Annotated in this window: 18 protein-coding genes; 11 read left to right on the top strand and 7 right to left on the bottom strand. The window is 67.3% G+C overall.

The window, feature by feature from the left end; translation table 11 throughout:
• Together AB0L82_RS15475 and AB0L82_RS15470 are read right to left on the bottom strand one after the other, a co-directional pair.
• Positions 1 to 833: hypothetical protein (locus AB0L82_RS15475; RefSeq protein WP_364635912.1), on the bottom strand; the 833-nt coding region annotated here is incomplete at its 3' end.
• A 211-nt stretch (positions 834 to 1,044) separates the two neighbouring features.
• Positions 1,045 to 2,631: an FAD-dependent monooxygenase gene (locus AB0L82_RS15470; RefSeq protein WP_364635910.1), complete on the bottom strand. Its 1,587-nt coding sequence runs from the start codon at positions 2,629 to 2,631 to the stop codon at positions 1,045 to 1,047.
• A 90-nt stretch (positions 2,632 to 2,721) separates the two neighbouring features.
• Here AB0L82_RS15470 and AB0L82_RS15465 point away from each other — a divergent pair, with 90 nt between their 5' ends.
• Positions 2,722 to 3,327 (top strand): TetR/AcrR family transcriptional regulator, encoded by a 606-nt coding sequence (locus AB0L82_RS15465; RefSeq protein WP_364635907.1) that lies wholly within the window; start codon positions 2,722 to 2,724, stop codon positions 3,325 to 3,327.
• A 1-nt stretch (position 3,328) separates the two neighbouring features.
• Here the strand turns inward: AB0L82_RS15465 and AB0L82_RS15460 are convergent, their stop codons facing one another.
• A complete protein-coding gene (locus AB0L82_RS15460; protein WP_364635904.1) occupies positions 3,329 to 4,294 on the bottom strand; it encodes a quinone oxidoreductase in 966 nt (321 codons plus the stop codon).
• An 80-nt stretch (positions 4,295 to 4,374) separates the two neighbouring features.
• On the opposite strand from AB0L82_RS15460, the gene AB0L82_RS15455 reads away from it, so the two are divergent.
• Complete coding sequence (locus tag AB0L82_RS15455) at positions 4,375 to 4,725, top strand: hypothetical protein (RefSeq protein ID WP_364635902.1); 351 nt, start codon at positions 4,375 to 4,377, stop codon at positions 4,723 to 4,725.
• Between the two features lie 60 nt (positions 4,726 to 4,785).
• Positions 4,786 to 5,481: a GntR family transcriptional regulator gene (locus tag AB0L82_RS15450; protein ID WP_364635900.1), complete on the top strand. Its 696-nt coding sequence runs from the start codon at positions 4,786 to 4,788 to the stop codon at positions 5,479 to 5,481.
• 64 nt (positions 5,482 to 5,545) lie between these two features.
• On the opposite strand, the gene AB0L82_RS15445 is transcribed toward AB0L82_RS15450, so the two are convergent.
• Together AB0L82_RS15445 and AB0L82_RS15440 are read right to left on the bottom strand one after the other, a co-directional pair.
• Positions 5,546 to 5,995, bottom strand: a complete 450-nt coding sequence (locus AB0L82_RS15445; protein WP_364635897.1) for a PTS glucose transporter subunit IIA — start codon at positions 5,993 to 5,995, stop codon at positions 5,546 to 5,548.
• Positions 5,996 to 6,000: 5 nt separating this feature from the next.
• Entirely contained in the window at positions 6,001 to 6,231 is a 231-nt protein-coding gene (locus AB0L82_RS15440) for a PTS glucose/sucrose transporter subunit IIB (RefSeq protein WP_364635894.1), read from the bottom strand.
• A 111-nt stretch (positions 6,232 to 6,342) separates the two neighbouring features.
• On the opposite strand from AB0L82_RS15440, the gene AB0L82_RS15435 reads away from it, so the two are divergent.
• From AB0L82_RS15435 to AB0L82_RS15405, 7 genes are all read left to right on the top strand, one after another.
• Positions 6,343 to 7,563 carry a PTS transporter subunit EIIC gene (locus AB0L82_RS15435; RefSeq protein ID WP_364635891.1) on the top strand — a complete coding sequence of 407 codons (1,221 nt, stop codon included), beginning with the start codon at positions 6,343 to 6,345 and terminating at the stop codon, positions 7,561 to 7,563.
• The gene (locus AB0L82_RS15430; RefSeq protein ID WP_364635888.1) at positions 7,563 to 7,826 is read left to right on the top strand and encodes an HPr family phosphocarrier protein; all 264 of its coding nucleotides are present in this window, start codon (positions 7,563 to 7,565) and stop codon (positions 7,824 to 7,826) included. The genes AB0L82_RS15435 and AB0L82_RS15430 overlap by 1 nt, the downstream gene beginning before the upstream one ends.
• Positions 7,816 to 9,471, top strand: coding sequence for a phosphoenolpyruvate--protein phosphotransferase (gene ptsP, locus AB0L82_RS15425; protein WP_364635885.1), 1,656 nt, complete (start codon positions 7,816 to 7,818; stop codon positions 9,469 to 9,471). The genes AB0L82_RS15430 and ptsP overlap by 11 nt, the downstream gene beginning before the upstream one ends.
• 46 nt (positions 9,472 to 9,517) lie before the next feature.
• Complete coding sequence (locus tag AB0L82_RS15420; RefSeq protein ID WP_364635882.1) at positions 9,518 to 10,684, top strand: amidohydrolase family protein; 1,167 nt, start codon at positions 9,518 to 9,520, stop codon at positions 10,682 to 10,684.
• Positions 10,672 to 11,454: a glucosamine-6-phosphate deaminase gene (gene nagB / locus AB0L82_RS15415; RefSeq protein ID WP_364635879.1), complete on the top strand. Its 783-nt coding sequence runs from the start codon at positions 10,672 to 10,674 to the stop codon at positions 11,452 to 11,454. The genes AB0L82_RS15420 and nagB overlap by 13 nt, the downstream gene beginning before the upstream one ends.
• A 238-nt stretch (positions 11,455 to 11,692) precedes the next feature.
• Complete coding sequence (locus AB0L82_RS15410) at positions 11,693 to 12,043, top strand: serine hydrolase (RefSeq protein ID WP_364635876.1); 351 nt, start codon at positions 11,693 to 11,695, stop codon at positions 12,041 to 12,043.
• A gap of 51 nt (positions 12,044 to 12,094) precedes the next feature.
• The gene (locus AB0L82_RS15405) at positions 12,095 to 13,069 is read left to right on the top strand and encodes a tellurite resistance/C4-dicarboxylate transporter family protein (protein WP_364635873.1); all 975 of its coding nucleotides are present in this window, start codon (positions 12,095 to 12,097) and stop codon (positions 13,067 to 13,069) included.
• Here AB0L82_RS15405 and AB0L82_RS15400 read toward each other — a convergent pair.
• Positions 13,002 to 13,373 (bottom strand): DoxX family protein, encoded by a 372-nt coding sequence (locus AB0L82_RS15400; RefSeq protein WP_364635870.1) that lies wholly within the window; start codon positions 13,371 to 13,373, stop codon positions 13,002 to 13,004. The two genes, AB0L82_RS15405 and AB0L82_RS15400, sit on opposite strands and share 68 nt — an antisense overlap.
• A 125-nt stretch (positions 13,374 to 13,498) precedes the next feature.
• On the opposite strand from AB0L82_RS15400, the gene AB0L82_RS15395 reads away from it, so the two are divergent.
• A complete protein-coding gene (locus AB0L82_RS15395; RefSeq protein WP_364635867.1) occupies positions 13,499 to 14,374 on the top strand; it encodes a class I SAM-dependent methyltransferase in 876 nt (291 codons plus the stop codon).
• Between the two features lie 68 nt (positions 14,375 to 14,442).
• Here the strand turns inward: AB0L82_RS15395 and AB0L82_RS15390 are convergent, their stop codons facing one another.
• The gene (locus AB0L82_RS15390) at positions 14,443 to 15,375 is read right to left on the bottom strand and encodes a heme A synthase (protein ID WP_364636123.1); all 933 of its coding nucleotides are present in this window, start codon (positions 15,373 to 15,375) and stop codon (positions 14,443 to 14,445) included.
• Between the last annotated feature and the right edge of the window lie 128 nt (positions 15,376 to 15,503).

The raw sequence follows: 15,503 nt of genomic DNA, 5'->3' as shown, positions 1-15,503 counted from the left end.
CCCGCCGCCGCGCCCGCGCCCGCCGCCGCACCGCGCCCGCCCGGCTGGTCGGCCGGACCGCCTTCGCGGGACCCTGATCCGGAAGTGCCGGAGCCGCTGACCGATTGGATGCCGGACGCGCCGGCGACGCGCTTCGGCAGTGCCGCCGGAGCCTCGGTCTGCACCGGCACCGAGGGCACCACGACCGTCGGCGCGGCCGACATCGGCAGCGCCGAACTCCGCGCCGATTCCGGCGGCGGGAACCCCTCCGATACGAGATCGGAATACGTTGCGGCGGCGGCGAATCCGAGCGCCCCGAGCGCCTGGCCCACCTGTGCGGCATCCCAGGACGGCGTCGCGCCCTCGGCGATCGTGGTGAAGTAGCTGCGCAGCGACGACGGCCCGTCCCCGATGAGGACGTCGATACCCGGTGGGAGAGTCCCCTTTTCGAGCTTCACCCGGCTGCCCAGCTGCGGCACCAGCAGCACCAGCCCGCTGACCGGAACATTCTCCCGTCCGGGCGCGGAGCGGAGCTGACGGGCCAGATCCATCGTCTGCCGCCGGACCCGTTCGAGCGGATCGGCGTCACCGTCGATGGGCGCGGGTTTGCCGTCGATCGTCCAGGGTTCGCCCTCGGCGCAGGTGAGTGTTCCGGTGACGCGCTCGGCGAAGGCGTGCACGCCCAGCACCACACTGGTCTGCGGCGTCCACACCACGATATCGGCGTCCTGGCATTGCACGATCGCGATTCCGGGTACCGCGTGCGGACCGCTCCAGGATTTGAGCCAGTTCACCACCGTGCGTTCGGTGCCCGACAGCCGCGACGGGTCGTCGTTGCGGACCTTCACCAACATCCAAGACCACCTCTGACCGATGCCTTCACCTGCCGGCCGCCCGAACGGTCGCCGCGACTACCTTACGGTGTTCCGCCAGGGGGTCGCGATGAATCGTCTTGCGCGGCAGCAAGATCATTCTGCACGGTTCCCGATGTTGTCGCTCCCGGGGCGGCCTACCGGCTGGTTCCGGACCAATCCGACCAACCGCCCGGGATGTCCCCGGTCCGGCTCACCGGTTCAGCGTCGCGACATAACCATCGGGCCGAACCAGCACCCGCGCACCCTCGGATACGCCGTAGGCGCGGTAGGCGTGACCATCCGGATCGACCAGCTCCACGCCGGTATCGGCGCGCGCGGACGAAAGCCCGGACCTATTTCCGGGGACGATAGCCCGCCTGTCCGGCGCGGCCTCGCCGTGATCGGGCCGCGTCACGACCACGGTCCGCGCCCGAATGCCGAACGCCTCGAGCGTGCCGGTCTCGACCGTGCTCTCACCCCCGTCCGCCGCATCCGAGTTCGCCTCGTGCGCGCCTGTGCCGAACACCAGCAGCGTCGCGTGTGGTCCCCGGAAGACCTCGAACAGACTGATCTCACGCCCGTCCGCATCGATCAGCGGCGCGTCCGGCGCGCGATCCCCGGCGACGAGATCGGCCCGGACCAGACCTCCGGACTCATTGCCCGCGACGACATCCCGATAACTGATATCGAGCTGCTGTGTGCCCTCGCGGTCCATGGCATCGGGATCGCCCTGCACGGTCTTCTCCAGCAGTGCCGCGCTCAAACCCAGCACCCGCGCCGCCACCGAACGTCGCTCGGTCTCATAGGAATCCAGCAGCGCCTCGGTTTGCGCCCCTGGATTGTGCAGTGCCGCAGCGAGTTTCCAGCCCAGATTGAACGCATCCTGGACGCCGGTGTTCAGTCCCTGCCCGCCGGTCGGCGGGTGCACGTGCGCGGCATCACCCGCGATGAACACCCGGCCGACTCGGAAGCGTTCGGCCAGGCGGATATTCGGCCGCCACACGGTCGACCAGCTCAGCTCCGACAGCACCAGATCCGTGCGCCCGGACCGCGCTTCCAGCAGCTTCTGCAAGGCCGCCAGATCGGTATCCGAATCCTGTTCCAAGGGTGCGCCGAACTGGAACTTGCCACCGCCGGGCAGCGGCGTCATGGCGATGCCGTTCATCGGATTCGCCGCATCGGCGAACCAGTACCCGAACTCGTGATCGAGTGCGTCGGCCCGCACATCGCCGAGCAGCATGCGAATCGACTCATCGGTGGTGCCCTCGAACGCGATACCGAGCGCCTTGCGCACGGTGCTCTTGCCGCCGTCCGCACCCACCAGGTAGTCCGCCCGCACGGTCTCGGTCACGCCGTCGTGCGCCAGTGTCACGGTCACCCCGTCGGCATCGGCGGCGAAATCGACCACGCCCGTGCCGAGTTCGACCCGCACCCCGAATTCGGCCAGCCGATCGCGCAGCAGTCCCTCGGTATCGGACTGCCCCAGCACCCACGGATTCGGATGCGGCACATCGGGAGTGGCCTCCCGGATCGGCGTCATGCGCCGCTCCATCACGAATTCCCCGCCCACGTGCACCCGCATCAGTGGCTGTGGCATTCCCGCCGCCAGCACCGCGTCCAGCACGCCCAGATCGTCGAAGACCTCGAGCGTGCGCGGCTGGATGCCGTCGCCGCGCGATCCGTCGAAGAAGGTTTCGGCGTGATCGACGATGCGGACCGCGACCCCGCGACGCGCCAGATCGATGGCGAGGGTGAGGCCGGTCGGACCGGCTCCGGCGATGAGTACCTGCGTTGACATCGCAACTCCAATTACTGAATCTAGATTCACTGAATGTGGATTCAGTATTGTGGGTGGTAGTTTCCGCTGTCAAGGAGGTGGTCGAAGCACATGGCAGGGCGACGTCAGGAACGGTCGACCGAGACCGAGCAGGCGCTCAAGGCGGCGGCGCGCCGCGTATTCGCCGAACGCGGATACCTCAACACCAAGATCACCGACATCACCGCGGCGGCCGATCGCGCGGCGGGCTCGTTCTACAACCATTTCGCGAGCAAGGAAGAGCTACTTCAGTCCCTGCTGAAAGACCTTGCGGTGGAGGGGGATTCCTCGGCGGAGGCACCCGAGCACAAATCGGATTTCACCGATCCCGAGGCGGTCCGGTACCACGTCGAGCAGTACTGGAGTTTCGCCCGGCGCAATTGGCCGGTACTGCGCGCCATGAATCAGGCGGCGCTGGTCAACGAGCAATTCGCGCAGATGGTGGCCGGTTACGGCGCGGAACAGCGCGCCGATATCGCCGATCACCTGGACGGCTTCCCCGCCGCCGGGCTGAAACTGCCCGGCAGCGTCGACGCCAGCCTCGCCATGATGTTCATGGCGACCACGGGCGTATTGCAGGCCATCGAGGAGGGTGGCCTGGAACTGACCGATGAACAGGCCGTCGATTCGCTGACCCTGTTCATCTATCGCGGCCTCACCGGCCGCGATATGCCCTGACTCAGGGCAGCAGCACGACCGATCCGGTCGTCTTGCGCTCCTGAAGATCCCGATGCGCCTGCTCGGCATGGGCCAGCGGATAGCTCGCCCCCACCCGCACATTCAGTGATCCGTCGGCGATGGCGTTCATGATATCGCCTGAGCGCCACAGCAATTCGGCGCGATTGCGGATGTAGTGCGCCAGCGTCGGCCGCGTCACGAACAGCGATCCGGCCGGATTGAGCCGTTGCAGATCGAACGGCGGCACCGGCCCGCTGGCCGCCCCGTACAGCGCCAGCATGCCCCGCACCCGCACCGAGGCGAGGCTGGCCTCGAAGGTGCTCTTGCCGACGCCGTCATAGGCCGCCGCCACGCCCACCCCGGCTGTGAGTTCCCTTACCCGCGCGGCGATCTCGTCGTCATAGCGCAGCACCTCGGCCGCCCCCGCGTCCCGGGACAGCTTCTCCTTGTCATCGGTCGATACGGTGGTGATCACCCGCACTCCGCGATGGGCCAGCAACTGCGTCAGGATCAGCCCGACACCGCCCGCCCCGGCGTGCACGAGCACGGTCTCATCGGGCTCCGGCTTGTAGATCGACTCAATGAGATAGTGCGCCGTCATCCCCTGCAACAGCGCCGACGCCGCGACCGGCGCGGACACCCCGGCGGGCACCGGAACCGCGAATTCGGCTGACACCAGCACCTTTTCGGCATAGCTACCCGGCGCGGTTGCCCACGCCACCCGATCCCCGACCTGGAAATCACTCACGCCCGCCCCGAGCGCGGTCACCACACCGGTGCCCTCGGCCCCCGGAATGTAGGGCAGCGGCGTGGGATAGAACCCGGTCCGGATATAGGTGTCGATGAAGTTCACACCGATCGCCTCGGTCTCCACCAGCAGCTGTCCCGGCCCGGCCTGCGGGTCCGGAACCTCGGTGAGCCGCAGTACTTCGGGACCGCCGTTTTCGGAAACCTGAATGGCGCGCATAGTCCGTTTCTACACCCGCGCCACTGTGAGCTGTACGGCGGCTCATCGACTCCGTTTTACCGATGGGTAAACTCCTGGGCATGAGCGCTACCACTGCCGAGGCACCCGCCAAGCTGTCGCCGTCCGTCGTGGATTCCGTCAAGGGATTCCTGGCTGAGCACGGTGGTTCCGCCACCGCGGTGCTGCAGCCCATCGGCCGCGTCGGCGTCCGCGTCACCCTGGTCGGCGCCGATGGCGTGCTCGGCGATCGGGTCGTTGGCGATCTGGCGACCGCCAAGAAGCTGGTCGAGACCGTCGACGGGCTCACCGAGGCCGATGAGTGGAACCGCGAGCTGGTTTCCATCGTCACCCCGGCCAAGGGCCACTGGGCCAAGATGGCGGGCTGGGTCGCCAAGCAGAAGCGATTCCCCAAGGCGCGCAACGAGAAGTAGGTCAATGAGCCCGCAATCCGCGGGGGACGTACGCACCCAGAGGACGATGTGTCGGTCCGAGTGACGAAACAGGCGCAACTGCGCTCCGCGCTGACGACGCTGTGCGCGCAGTTGCGTCCCGGTGAGATGCTGCCCAGCGAACGCCAGCTCTGCGATGACTACCGGGTCAGCCGCATGACGGTGCGAGAAGTGCTCGGGCAGCTCGAAACCGAGGGCGTCATCAACCGCATCCCGGGTAAGGGGACCTTCGTCGCCGAGCGGGTGGCGCGCTCACGCCTGCATATGGCGTCCTTCAGTGATGACATGCGCAGGCTCGGCCGCACGCCGAGCACCGTGGTGCTGCACACCGAATACGCTGTGCCGCCGCCGGCTTCGATAAACGCGCTCGCGATCGGGGCCAGCGAGAAGGCTTTTCACCTGGTGCGCCTCCGATTGGCCGACGGCCTGCCGATTTCCATCGATGACGGCTGGTACCGGGCGGATCTGCTGCCCGGCCTGCTCGATCACGATCTGACGCAATCGCTGTATTCGCTGCTGGAGAAGCAGTACGACTGCCCGATCGATCGCGCCGATCAGACCGTGCGCGCGGTCGCGGCCGATGAGCGCGGCGCGGGCTGGCTCGGCACCGATGTGGGTTCACCGCTGCTGGCGTTCGATCGCATGTCCTACTCGCGGGATCGCTGTATCGAGCACGCACATTCCTGGTATCGAGCGGACCGCTATCAGGTCTACATGACCGTCTCGGCGGCCGACTAGTACACCAATGCGACTGAGCCCCAGCCTGATTCAGGCCGGGGCTCAGTTCATTTTCGTCGCTGGTTCAGATGGCGAAAAGCTTATCGCCCACTGCGACCGTACCGGTGACGACGTCCTGCGCCGATCCGGGCGCGGTATCCATCACCACGACCGGCACCGCGGCGCTGAGCCCCAGTCGTCGAACGGCATTCGGCGAGAAGATAACCAGCGGTTCGCCCACCTCGATGCGCTCACCCTCGACGGCCTTGACCTCGAACAGATCGGGCTTGCCGACGGTATCGATGCCCACATGCAGCAGCACCCCGAGACCGTCATCGGAGACGATGACCGCGGCATGCGGATGCAGCTTCACGATCGACCCCGAGATGGGCGCGACGACCGTGATCGGCTCATCGGTATCGGGCGGTTCGATGGCGACGCCGGACCCGACCATCTCCGCCGAGAACACCGGATCGGGTACGTCGGACAGCGCCATGGCGACACCCGGCAGCGGCGCGAGAATCTGTGTGCTCATGGCGATCAGAGCAGATCGTTGATGTCTTCGGCCAGGGCGTCGGCGGTCGGCCCGACCACGACCTGCACGGCCGCGCCCGCCTTGACCACGCCGTGCGCGCCGGCGGCCTTGAGGTCCTTCTCGTTCACCAGGGAAGCGTCCTTGACCTCGACGCGAAGCCGGGTGATACACCCCTCGACCTCGACGATATTGCCGGTACCGCCGAGACCGGCGACGATCTGATCGACTTTCGACATCTTTCCTCCGTGCGTGTCGAGTGGACAAAGCTGGTTATAACCAGTTTACTGTGGTTATAACCAGTCACCATACCTCCGGGTGACCCTATTCACAGACTGAGGACCACCGCTATGGCCGATGCCGCCCAGAGCGCGCGCAAGAAAATCGACCTGTCCGGACTGCAGAAGCTCGGCCGCAGCTTGATGCTGCCGATTGCCACGCTACCTGCCGCTGGCCTGTTGCTACGACTAGGACAGGACGACATGCTCGGCCGGTGGTCGGCGCTCAAAACCGTCGCCAACGTCCTCGCCGGAGCAGGCGGCGCGCTCATCGACAATCTGCCGCTGCTGTTCGCGGTCGGCATCGCCATCGGCTGGGCCAAGAAGGCCGACGGATCCACGGCCTTGGCCGCGGTCGTCGGATACCTGGCCCTGGGTGGCGTTTTCAAAGCCATGTCCCCGGTGGTGCTCGACGGCAAGCTCGACGCCAAGGGTAGCCAGTTGATGATCAACTTCGGTGTCCTCGGCGGCATCGTCATCGGCATCACCGCGGCCATCCTCTGGACGCGCTTCCATCGCACCCAGCTGCCCGATTACCTCGGCTTCTTCTCCGGCCGCCGCATGGTCCCGATCCTGACCGCGTGCGCCGCCGTCGTCATCGGCGTGATCATGGCGTTCATCTACCCGGCCTTCAACTCCGGCCTGACCTGGCTCGGAAACACCGTGGCGGACAATGCCGTCGCCGGTGGCGGAGTATTCGGCTTCGCCAACCGCCTGCTGCTGCCGCTGGGCCTGCACCACATTCTGAACTCGGTCGTCTGGTTCGTCATCGGCGACTACAACGGCGTGCACGGCGATATCCCGCGCTTCCTGGCCGGTGACCCGAACGCCGGCACCTTCATGACCGGCTTCTTCCCGATCATGATGTTCGGCCTGCCCGCCGCCGCGCTGGCCATCTGGCGCAACGCGAAGCCGGAGAACCGCAAGATGATCGGCGGCATCATGCTGTCCACCGGTCTGACCGCCTTCGTCACCGGTATCACCGAACCGCTCGAATTCGCCTTCATCTTCGTGGCCTGGCCGCTGCTGCTCATCCACGCGATCTTCACCGGTTCCGCACTGGCGCTGACCAATTGGCTCGGCATCCACGACGGATTCACCTTCTCCGCGGGCGCCATCGACTATCTGCTGAACTTCGGCAAGGCCACCCATCCGCTGCTGCTGATCCCCATCGGCCTCGGTTACGCGGTGCTGTACTACGTCACCTTCAGCTTCATCATTCGACGCTGGAACCTGCCCACCCCGGGTCGCGAACCCGACGAAGAAGAGATCGAGAAGGAGAACGTCGCGTAATGATCAATCGCACAGCTGTAGTCGCCTCGAAGACCGGTCTGCACGCCCGCCCGGCCGCCATGTTCGCCCAGGCCGCCGCCAAATCGCCCGCCCCGGTGACCATTTCGGCCGACGGTAAGGCTCCGGTCGCCGCCGGGAGCCTGCTCCAGGTGATGACCCTGGGCGTCAAACAGGGCGACGAGGTCATCCTCTACACCGAGGAAGGTAACGAGGACACCCTGGACCAGCTGGTCAAGCTGCTGGAGACCGATCTTGACGCATGAGGTGCGCGGCGTCGCCGCCGCTCCCGGAATCGCCGTCGGACCGGTGAAGTGGCTGGCGTCCGCGCCGGTCACCAGCGCCTCCGATGCGCCCGGCAGCGACGTCGACGCCGAAATCTCCCGTGCCGAAGCGGCTTTCGAGGCGGTGGCGGCGCGGTATTCGGCACAGGCCCTGGACGCCAAGGGCCCGGCCGCCGACATCCTGTTCATGACCTCGGCGCTGGCGGCCGATCCGGCGCTGCTGGATCAGGTGCGCGCGGGCATTCGCGCCGGTGGTCCCACCGCGCATTCGGTCACCGAGGCCGTGCGGCATTTCGCCGATCAGCTGACCGCGCTCGGCGGCATGATGGCCGAACGCGCGTCCGATCTGCGCGATGTGGGCCAGCGCGTGGTCGCCGAACTACTCGGTGAGGATCCGCCCGGAATCCCGGACAGCACAGAGCCTTTCGTGCTCGCCGCACAGGATCTCGCGCCCGCCGATACCGCGACGCTGGATCCGGCCATTGTGGTCGGATTGCTCACCGTCGCGGGCGGTCCCACCTCGCACACCGCGATTCTGGCCAAGGCCCTGGGGATTCCGGCCGTGGTCGCCGCTCCCGGCGCGGCCGATATCGCCGAGAACACCGTCGTCGTGGTCGACGGGACGACCGGCGTGGTCGAGCTCGAACCGGATTCGGCGCGTCGCGAGGAAGTGGCTGCCGTGCGCGCACGGCAGGCAGACGCGCCCACCGGTCCCGGCCGCACCGCCGACGGGCATGCGGTCCCGCTGCTGGCGAATGTGGGCAGCGTGGCCGATGCCGAGCTGGCGGTGGAACTCGGCGCGGAGGGCGTGGGCCTGTTCCGCACCGAATTCCTGTTCCTGGGCAGGCAATCCGCGCCGACGGTGGCCGAGCAGACCGAGCAATACGCGGATATCTTCCGCGCCCTGGGCGACCGGCCGATCACCGTGCGCACCCTGGACGCGGGCTCGGACAAGCCGCTGCCCTTCCTCAACCTGCCGGATGAGGAGAATCCCGCGCTGGGCGTGCGCGGGCTGCGGTTGAGCAGCGTCGATGAGGGGACGCTGCTCGATCAGCTCACCGCGATCGAGGCCGCGCGCGCGGCCACCGGGGCTACCGTGAACGTCATGGCACCGATGGTCGGCACGGTCGAGGAAGCGAACTACTTCGCCGCCCGCGCGCGCGAGGCCGGGGTGCGCTCACCCGGCGTGATGATCGAGATCCCGGCCGCCGCCATTCGCTCGGAACATCTTGGCGCGGAAGTGGATTTCTTCTCCATCGGCACCAATGACCTGTCCCAGTACCTGTTCGGCGCGGACCGTATGTCCTCGACCCTGGCAGCGCTGCACAATCCGTGGCAGCCCGCGCTCGCCGCGACCATCGCCATGGTCGTCGCCGGGGCGGGCAAGAACGATGTGAAGGTCGGCGTCTGCGGCGAATCGGCCTCCAACCCCGAATTCGCCTGTGTCCTGGTCGGTCTCGGCGTCGATACGCTGTCCATGGCACCGCGCTCGCTGGCCGGTGTGCGGGCACAGCTCGCGGCGGTCACGCTGGAACAGTGCCGGGCCGCGGCGGCCGCGGTGCTGGCCGCGCGCACCGCCGATGAGGCGGTCCAGGCCGCGCGATCCGCACTGGGACAGGCGAAATGACCGCGGGAGAGCTCCGCACGACGCCGCGATCGAGGGCGATAGCGCGTTGAGGACGACACTGCGCGGCCGGGTCGTCACCCTCACCGAGGCGGGCGAACTCGCCGACGGTGTGGTGTCGTTCGACGGACCGCTGCTCGACTATGTGGGCCCGGCAACGGGATTCGACGGTGAGCTCCCCGAGAACGCGGGGGAGTCGCCGGTGATCCTGCCCGGGCTCATCGATGTGCACTGCCATGGCGGCGGCGGATTCGGTTTTCCGGAAACCGATTCCGACGGTGTCGCGGTGGCGGCGGACTTCCACCGCCGGCACGGCACCACCACGCTGATCGCCTCGCTGGTCTCGGCCACCGAGGCCGAACTGCGGGAGCGCATCGACGTGCTCGGCAAAGCCATCGATGACGGTCTGCTCGCGGGCATTCACCTCGAAGGCCCGTTCATCAGCGAACACCGCAGGGGCGCACACAATCCCGACCGGATCATCGATGGTGATCCGGCGATGCTGGCACGGCTCATCGACTATGCGAGCGGCCGCATCGTCTCGGTAACCATCGCGCCGGAGACCGCGCATTTCGACGCCCTGGCCGATGTACTCGCCGACGCGAACGTGATTCTGTCCCTGGGGCATACGGTCGCCGACTACACGCACTCCGTGCACGCCATGCGACGTGGCAGGCGGGTGTCCATCACCCACCTGTTCAACGCCATGCCCGAACTCGCGCACCGCGACGCGAACTTCCTCACCGCCGCTATGGCGGCCGCCGGTCGCGGCGATGTGGTGGCCGAAGTCATCGGCGACGGTGTGCATTTGGCCGACGGCACCGTGCGCATGGTGTTCGACACCATCGGCCCGCACAATCTTGCCCTCATCACCGATGCCATGGCCGCCGCCGGGGAACCCGACGGCCGTTATCACCTCGGCAGCCTGGATGTCGTGGTGAAGGACGGCGTATCGCGACTGTACGATCCGCACGGCGAAGGAGCCATCGCGGGCGGCACCGCCTGCGCTGCGGATGTACTGCGCCGCACCGTATTCCACGCCGGGGTCGATCTCACCGCCGCCGCGACCGCGGCCTGCGCGACCCCCGCCCGCCTGCTCGGACGCGCCGGTGAACTCGGCGCGCTCCGCCCCGGTATGCGAGCCGACCTGCTCGTCACCGATTCCCATCTGACCCCACTCACCGTGTACAAGGACGGAACCCAATGGAACTCGTGATCACCGATAACGCGGCCGAAGCCGGAGTACTGGCGGGCCGCATCATGGCCGACCACGTACGCCGCGGCGCCCGCGCCATCGGCCTGGCCACCGGCTCCTCCCCACTCGGCGCGTATCAGGAACTCATTCGCCAATACCGGGCCGGTGAGGTGAGTTTCGCGGGCGTGCAAGCCTTCCTGCTGGACGAGTACATCGGCCTGCCGCCGGGACATCCGCAGTCCTACGCGCAATTCATTCGCGACGAATTCACCGCGCACGTCGATTTCACCGACTCGAATGTGCACAGCCCCGACGGCAATGCCGCCGATATCCCCGCCGCCGCAGCCGATTACGAGCGATCGATCGCCGAAACCGGCCGCATCTCGGTGCAGATCCTCGGCATCGGCGCGAACGGCCACCTCGGCTTCAACGAGCCCGGCTCCTCCCTGCGCTCCCGCACCCGCGTCAAGACACTGACCCCCAAAACCCGCGAGGACAACGCCCGCTTCTTCGAAGACGACCTCACCCAGGTCCCCACCCACGTCCTGACCCAGGGCCTCGGAACCATCAGCGACGCAGACCATCTCCTCATGATCGCCACCGGCGAAGGCAAAGCCGACGCGGTGGCCGCCGCCGTCGAAGGCCCGGTCTCCGCCTTCTGCCCCGCCTCCATCCTGCAAATGCACCCGCACGTCACCGTCATCGTCGACCCGGCCGCCGCCGCCAACCTGAAAGCCGTCGACTACTACCGCTTCGCGGTCGAGAACAAGCCCGCCTGGCAGAGCTTCTGATTCGGACGCTCGCGACCGGGAACGCTATGCTCGTCCTCTTTGAACTGGGGGCGGAACATGGTGTACAACAGTGGATTCGGCAGGTTCGGCCGGGCTTGTGTCTACGGTGTATCCGATATTGCCACCGGTCGCGCCGCCACCGTTCACGATTCGGTCGGAATTGGAAGTGTGACAAAGACTTTCACGCCCACCGCGGTACTCCGGTCGCCGATGAGGGCAGACTCTCACGCGCGCCGGTGTGTGGGATGTCCAGAGCAGTGCCGGACTGAGCGCCCAGCTCATACAGAAGAACCTGGCCACCGAATGGCGCGAGGGCGATACCCTGCGCACCATCATCGAAAATCCGGATCGCGCCACACCGCCCGATACCCGGACCGCGTACTCGAATTCGAACTTCTTCCTGCTGGGCCTGGTGTTGGAGAAGGTGACCGGCAAACCGGTGCGCGAGGTGCTGAACGACCTTCCGTGGTCGTTCCCCTGGTCGCCGAAGACGGCCAATGGCGGATCAACTTGGGCTGGGCCTGCGTGTACGTGCGTGCCGCCCGGGACACCTCACCGGCCTGCGGCTGATCTCAGCTACGCGCGATGAGTTGCCGCGCGTTTGCTTGACTGTGCTGCGTGCTGCCGATGTGATGGGCGCATGACCCAGCGACGCGCCTGGACCGAGATGCCCCCGGCGGCGGGCGCGTTCGTCATGGCCACCGGAATCCTCTCGGTCGGACTGCATCTCACCGACTTCGAGACGCTGTCCCGAATAGCGCTCGCGATGGCGGGGCTCGTCTGGGTGCTGCTGGCCGTGGATTTCGTCACCCGGCTGCTGTGGGATCACTCGCGCTGGGAGACCGAATCCGATACCCCGCCCGCGTTGACCGCAGTCGCGGCCACCACGGTCCTCGGTACCCGAATCGCCCTGCTGGGCTGGCACGCGGCGGGCGCTGCGCTGCTCGCGCTCGCGGCTGTTGTCTGGCCGGTACTGCTGGTTTCGGTGCTCCGGCACTGGAATCGGCGGATGCCGGGTGCGGCATTCCTGGTGTGTGTATCCACCCAGGGCCTCGCGGTCCTCGGCTCGACGCTGGCACTGGCGCATATCGCCGATTGGCTCATGCCTGCCGCGCTGGTGTTCTTCATCCTCGGACTGATCTTATACGCGGCGGCATTCACGCACTTCGACTTCACCCAGATCTGGAAGGGCGCGGGGGATCAGTGGGTGGCGGCCGGTGCCGTGGCGATCTCGACGCTGGCCGCCACCAAACTCACCGCCTGGCCATACTGGACCGGCAACCCGCACAACACATTACGTGTGGTGACCGCGATCCTGCTCACCGTCACCCTGCTCGCCTACGTGATGCTGTGCGTCGCCGAGATCGTGCGCTACCGCCCGGGCTACGACATTCGCCGCTGGGCGACCGTGTTCCCACTGGGCATGACGGTTGTCGCGACGCTGTCCACCGGCGCGGTACTCGATGTACCGTGGCTGCACGCGCTCGGAAAAGCCTTGCTGGCCTTCGCGATCGCCGTCTGGATCCTGGTCGCCGTCGAATGGGCGATCAGTACGCGTACGGGCCGAATCGCCCCCACGCCACGAACACCGCCAGCGCGAACATCACCGCGTTGATCGGCAGCGCCACGTACTCCTTGCGGCGCACGTGCACGACCACCGCGAGCGCCATGATGAGGGCGATACCGCTCGCGGCGATTGGCGTGAGTATCGGAGCGATGCCGGTCCACGCGGGCAGGATGAGCCCGAGCCCGCCCAGGAATTCGGTAATCCCGATGAGCCGCAAGGTATTCGGGGAGACATCCTCCACCCACGGCATCTTCTCGTTCAGTTTCTCCTTGGACTGCGTACTCTTGGCCACGCCCGCGGCGGTGAACGCCAGCCCCAAGATGATCGCGACGATCCACAGCGCAACATTCATGGTGGTCAACCCTTTCGATCTTTCCCGCCCGGGAGAAGGCTAGGGCCGAAACCGCGTACCCGCGCGTCGGAAGGCTCGCGTGTCCGGCGACCCGCCGCCCCGGCGTCTGCTGAATAATGACCCGCATGGCCGAACGCAAGGCAAGTCGGACCGCGGTATTGGTATGTCAGGGCCGCGCGGTGGCGGATGGGCGATTGGCGGTGGGGCGCTTTTCCGATCCGATCGCGCTGGAACTGCTCACCGACAGTGAGCGGGAACTCGTGGCCACCGTGCGCGCGGGGGAGATGCCGAGCGCGCTTGGGCCGCGCATGGAGTTCGAATTGGTCGCGGGCACTTCGGAAATCCTCGCCGCGCGGACCGTCACCATCGATGACGCGGTGCGCGATCGCGGCAATCCGCAACTGGTGATTCTCGGCGCGGGCCTGGACGCGCGCGCCTGGCGGATGAAGGAGCTCGCGGACGCCGCGGTGTTCGAGGTGGATCAGCCTGCCTCACAACAGGAGAAGCGAGAACGGCTGGGGGAGCGGACCGCCCTGGCCGGTGCGGTGCACTTCGTGGCAGTGGATTTCGCCAAGGACTCGCTCGGTGCGGCGCTCGCCGCCGCGGGGCATGATGCCGCCGTCCCGACCACCTGGATCTGGGAGGGCGTCGTTCCCTACCTTACCCCGGACCAGGTGGCGGCCACCGTGGCGGTGGTCGGCGAGCACAGTGCGTCCGGCAGTCGGCTGATCGTCACCTATGCCACGCACTCGCGCCTGAATGCGTTCGGGCGCAGGGCGGTTCAGCGACTCCTGACCCTGACCGGTCGCGACAACCCGCTGGCCGATGAGCCCTTCCGATCCTCCTGGGGGCCGGAGAGCCTGGCAAAGCTGTTGGGCAGGAGCGGATTCGACGTCACCATGGACGTCGATCTGCTCACTGCGGCGCAGGGCCTGGAGATGCCGATCGAACGCACCCGGTTCCTGGGCAGCGGCAGAATCGCCGTGGCCGACACGCACTGAGCCGTGCCAACCAGGCTCGGTCATGACCTACCCGGCGAAGTTCAGCGGGCAGGCATCGAATCGTGCTGTCAGGCCGCCTGAGTCGCGGGTTCGGTGACCTCGGCCGTGACCGATTCCCGGGTGCGCATCGCGGCCCACAGCGCGGCGGTCGCGGCGACGCAGGCGGCCGCGCCACCGACGTGGATCGCCACCAGCGCGGCGGGCACATCGGTGAAGTACTGCACCAGCCCGACCAGCGCCTGACTGCACACCAGCACCAGCAGCACGATCATGCGGGTACGAATCGCCTTGTTCATACCGATCGCGGCCAGCCCGCAGGCCAGGCCAACCAGCAGCGCCAGATAGGCGACCAGCAACTCGGCGTGCAGATGCACCAGCGTCACGATTTCGACCTGGAGCCGCTCGACCGGCTTCTCGATGCTCTTGTCACCGGCGTGCGGTCCGGCGCCCGTGACGAGAGTGCCCGCGATCAGCGTTCCGGTCAGTGCGATCGCGCTCAGCCCGGTCAACAGCCGGAGTGGTTTGGGAACCCGCACCGTCTCGATTCCGGCATCCGGTTCGTTGATCTTGGCGTACAGCAACACCGACAGCCACACCATCAGCATCGACGCCAGCAGATGCAGCGACACCGTCCACCACAGCAGTCCGGTGCGCACGGTGATACCGCCGAGCACCGCCTGCAATACGGTGCCGCCCGGCATCAGCCAGGCGTACCCCTGCACCTCGCGTCGCCGCCGCGCCCGGGTGACCGCGATCACCACCGCGGCCGCGCACAACGTGACCGCGAAAGTCAGCATGCGATTACCGAACTCGACCGCCTGATGGATCGCGGGCACCTCGGCCACCGCGGTCGGCGTGAAGCTGCCGGGGAAGCACTGCGGCCAGGTGGGGCAGCCGAGCCCCGACGAGGTGACGCGAACAATGGCTCCGGTCACCGAGATTCCGGCCTGCGACAGGATCACCGCGAAGGCGATGATGCGCTGCGCCCGCAGGGACGGCATCGGGAACAGGTCGGCGAATCGCTGGAAGGCGCGAGATAGCACGGCAACGATGGTAGCCGGGTGGTGCGCGCGCTCCGCATCCGGCCTACTACAGCGTGTCGTGGAGGGAAGCGCTACCCGTGACTTCC

The organism is Nocardia sp. NPDC052001, from assembly GCF_040680615.1.
GTDB lineage: Bacteria > Actinomycetota > Actinomycetes > Mycobacteriales > Mycobacteriaceae > Nocardia.
Note: the sequence above shows the minus strand (reverse complement) of the source record. Positions and strands in the feature narration are given on the sequence as shown.

Coding starts and splice junctions, on each gene's coding strand:
- AB0L82_RS15470 (WP_364635910.1), bottom strand. CDS start 2,631: ATGTCAACGCAGGTACTCATCGCCGGAGCCGGTCCGACCGGCCTCACC.
- AB0L82_RS15465 (WP_364635907.1), top strand. CDS start 2,722: ATGGCAGGGCGACGTCAGGAACGGTCGACCGAGACCGAGCAGGCGCTC.
- AB0L82_RS15460 (WP_364635904.1), bottom strand. CDS start 4,294: ATGCGCGCCATTCAGGTTTCCGAAAACGGCGGTCCCGAAGTACTGCGG.
- AB0L82_RS15455 (WP_364635902.1), top strand. CDS start 4,375: ATGAGCGCTACCACTGCCGAGGCACCCGCCAAGCTGTCGCCGTCCGTC.
- AB0L82_RS15445 (WP_364635897.1), bottom strand. CDS start 5,995: ATGAGCACACAGATTCTCGCGCCGCTGCCGGGTGTCGCCATGGCGCTG.
- AB0L82_RS15440 (WP_364635894.1), bottom strand. CDS start 6,231: ATGTCGAAAGTCGATCAGATCGTCGCCGGTCTCGGCGGTACCGGCAAT.
- AB0L82_RS15435 (WP_364635891.1), top strand. CDS start 6,343: ATGGCCGATGCCGCCCAGAGCGCGCGCAAGAAAATCGACCTGTCCGGA.
- AB0L82_RS15430 (WP_364635888.1), top strand. CDS start 7,563: ATGATCAATCGCACAGCTGTAGTCGCCTCGAAGACCGGTCTGCACGCC.
- nagB (WP_364635879.1), top strand. CDS start 10,672: ATGGAACTCGTGATCACCGATAACGCGGCCGAAGCCGGAGTACTGGCG.
- AB0L82_RS15405 (WP_364635873.1), top strand. CDS start 12,095: ATGACCCAGCGACGCGCCTGGACCGAGATGCCCCCGGCGGCGGGCGCG.
- AB0L82_RS15400 (WP_364635870.1), bottom strand. CDS start 13,373: ATGAATGTTGCGCTGTGGATCGTCGCGATCATCTTGGGGCTGGCGTTC.
- AB0L82_RS15395 (WP_364635867.1), top strand. CDS start 13,499: ATGGCCGAACGCAAGGCAAGTCGGACCGCGGTATTGGTATGTCAGGGC.
- AB0L82_RS15390 (WP_364636123.1), bottom strand. CDS start 15,375: ATGCCGTCCCTGCGGGCGCAGCGCATCATCGCCTTCGCGGTGATCCTG.